Source organism: Sphingomonas parapaucimobilis NBRC 15100 (assembly GCF_000787715.1).
Taxonomy (GTDB): Bacteria; Pseudomonadota; Alphaproteobacteria; order Sphingomonadales; family Sphingomonadaceae; genus Sphingomonas; species Sphingomonas parapaucimobilis.
Genome location: NZ_BBPI01000114.1, coordinates 2,501 through 5,706, shown reverse-complemented (window position 1 = coordinate 5,706; position 3,206 = coordinate 2,501). Strand labels below are relative to the sequence as shown.

Below are 3,206 nucleotides of genomic sequence, written 5' to 3'. Positions count from 1 at the left end.
TTGGTTGCGGGGGCAGGATTTGAACCTGCGGCCTTCAGGTTATGAGCCTGACGAGCTACCGGGCTGCTCCACCCCGCGGGGGTGTGAGGTTGTGAATGGGTTTTGTGTATACGCGGACTATAATGCCTGGCGACGCCCTACTCTTCCACTGCTTGAGCAGTAGTACCATTGGCGCAGTCGGGTTTCACGGCCGAGTTCGGGATGGGATCGGGTGGGACACCGACGCTATGGCCACCAGGCAATAGAGTCCGCGAATACTGTTTTCCCCATCAAGTGGCACTTGATGGGGACCCCGAGGAGAGGATGCCTCGCTTCGGGGTGTGCTGGGTATAAAATCGATGCACCTGGCTTGGGATTATGACCGCACCCTTGTCCATCTAGCCCAGGGCTGATGGTGGGGGTGTGGAGCTCTCAAGCGCGAATAGGACAATTAGTATCGGTTAGCTCCATGCGTTACCGCACTTCCACATCCGATCTATCGAGGTCGTGGTCTTCGACCGTCCTGAGAAATCTTATCTTGAGGGAGGCTTCCCGCTTAGATGCTTTCAGCGGTTATCCCGTCCGTACATAGCTACCCTGCTGCGCCGTTGGCACGACGACAGGTACACCAGAGGTACGTTCAACCCGGTCCTCTCGTACTAGGGTCAACTCCTCTCAAATTTCGACGCCCACGGCAGATAGGGACCAAACTGTCTCGCGACGTTCTGAACCCAGCTCACGTACCACTTTAATTGGCGAACAGCCAAACCCTTGGGACCTGCTCCAGCCCCAGGATGTGATGAGCCGACATCGAGGTGCCAAACAACCCCGTCGATATGAGCTCTTGGGGGTTATCAGCCTGTTATCCCCGGCGTACCTTTTATCCGTTGAGCGATGGCCCTTCCACGAGGGACCACCGGATCACTATGACCGACTTTCGTCTCTGCTCGACTTGTCAGTCTCGCAGTCAGGCTGGCTTATGCCATTGCACTCTAACAGCCGGTTTCCAACCGGCCTGAGCCAACCTTCGCGCGCCTCCGTTACTCTTTAGGAGGCGACCGCCCCAGTCAAACTACCCGCCACAGAGGGTCCCTGTACCGGTTTCACGGTACGAGGTTAGACATTAAACAACAACAGGGTGGTATTTCACCTATGGCTCCACATCGGCTGGCGCCAATGCTTCAAAGCCTCCCACCTATGCTACACAGTTCTTGTCCAATGCCACTCTGAAGCTGCAGTAAAGGTGCACGGGGTCTTTCCGTCTAACCGCGGGTACTCCGCATCTTCACGGAGAATTCAATTTCGCTGAGCATGTCCTGGAGACAGTGGGGAAGTCGTTACGCCATTCGTGCAGGTCGGAACTTACCCGACAAGGAATTTCGCTACCTTAGGACCGTTATAGTTACGGCCGCCGTTTACCTGGGCTTCATTTCAGAGCTTGCACTCCTCCACTTAACCTTCAGGCACCGGGCAGGCGTCAGGCCCTATACGTCGTCTTGAAGCCGACTTAGCAGAGCCCTGTGTTTTTGCTAAACAGTCGCTACCCCCTGGCCTGTGCCCCCCATGAGAGCTTGCGCTTACATGGGGCCTCCTTCTTCCGAAGGTACGGAGGCAATTTGCCGAGTTCCTTCAGGACACTTCTCTCAAGCGCCTTGGTATACTCTACCTGACCACCTGTGTCGGTTTCGGGTACGGTCTATACGGTGGGGCTATTTCCCGGGACAGTTTCGAAGCCTGACCAATCCGATAAGGTCAGACAACACACACCATCCGTCACACACCACCAGGCCCACGAATATTAACGTGGTTCCCATCGACTACCCCCTTCGGGCTCGTCTTAGGGGCCGGCTCACCCTGCGCGGATTAGCCTTGCGCAGGAACCCTTGGTCTTTCGGCGAGAGGGCATCTCACCCTCTTTATCGCTACTCATGTCTGCATTCGCACTTCCGATACCTCCACGACCCATTACCAGATCGCTTCGCAGGCTTACGGAACGCTCCGCTACCGCGTGCACATGCGTGCACACCCTAAGCTTCGGTGCGTGTCTTGAGCCCCGTTACATCTTCGCCGCAGAAACCCTTGTTTAGACCAGTGAGCTGTTACGCTTTCTTTAAAGGATGGCTGCTTCTAAGCCAACCTCCTGGTTGTTTTGGGATTTCCACATGCTTTCCCACTTAGACACGACTTGGGGACCTTAGCTGTAGGTCAGGGCTGTTTCCCTTTTGACGACGGACCTTAGCACCCGCCGTCTGTCTCCCGAGTATCACTCATAGGTATTCGGAGTTTGGTTAGTATTGGTAGATCTCGCGACCCCCGCAACCATCCAGTGCTCTACCCCCTATGGTGTCCGCTCGAGGCACTACCTCAATAGTTTTCGCGGAGAACCAGCTATTTCCCGGCTTGATTGGCCTTTCACCCCTAAGCACAACTCATCCGGTAACTTTTCAACGTTAATCGGTTCGGACCTCCAGTGCGTGTTACCGCACCTTCATCCTGGTCATGCATAGATCGCCGGGTTTCGGGTCTAATACTTCAAACTAAAGCGCCCTATTCAGACTCGCTTTCGCTGCGCCTACACCTATCGGCTTAAGCTTGCTTGAAACATTAAGTCACAGACCCATTATGCAAGAGGTACGCAGTCAGGCCATAAAGACCCTCCTACTGCTTGTAGGCAATCCGTTTCAGGTACTGTTTCACTCCCCTCATCGGGGTGCTTTTCACCTTTCCCTCACGGTACTAGTTCGCTATCGGTCATGTACGAGTATTTAGGCTTGGAGGGTGGTCCCCCCATGTTCAGACAGGATTACACGTGTCCCGCCCTACTCGAGTCCTTTCACATCAGTTTCGCATACGGGGCTGTCACCCGCTATGGCCACACTTTCCAGAGTGTTCTGCTACTTGAATGAAAGGCACTGGCCTGGTCCGCGTTCGCTCGCCACTACTAACGGAATCTCGGTTGATGTCTTTTCCTCCAGCTACTGAGATGTTTCAGTTCACCGGGTTCGCTTCTCGAAACCTATGTATTCAGTTAAGAGATACCTGAACCAACTAACCCTGACCGCCGTTTCCAACGTGCAGGATTAATCGGATAGGTGGGTTTCCCCATTCGGAAATCGTCGGGTCAAAGGTTGCTCACACCTCACCGACGCTTATCGCAGCGTGCCACGTCCTTCATCGCCTGTACATGCCAAGGCATCCACGAATTGCCCTTACCTCACGCTTGAGAG

The 3,206-nt window shown here is 54.6% G+C and carries 1 tRNA gene and 2 rRNA genes; all 3 read right to left on the bottom strand.

What is annotated here, in order from left to right:
• Nucleotide 1: 1 nt before the first annotated feature.
• Nucleotides 2–78 (bottom strand) — tRNA-Met (locus SP5_RS18270).
• A 46-nt stretch (nucleotides 79–124) separates the two neighbouring features.
• A 5S ribosomal RNA gene (rrf, locus tag SP5_RS18265) occupies nucleotides 125–239 on the bottom strand.
• A 171-nt stretch (nucleotides 240–410) separates the two neighbouring features.
• Nucleotides 411–3,202 (bottom strand): 23S ribosomal RNA (locus SP5_RS18260).
• Nucleotides 3,203–3,206: the final 4 nt, after the last annotated feature.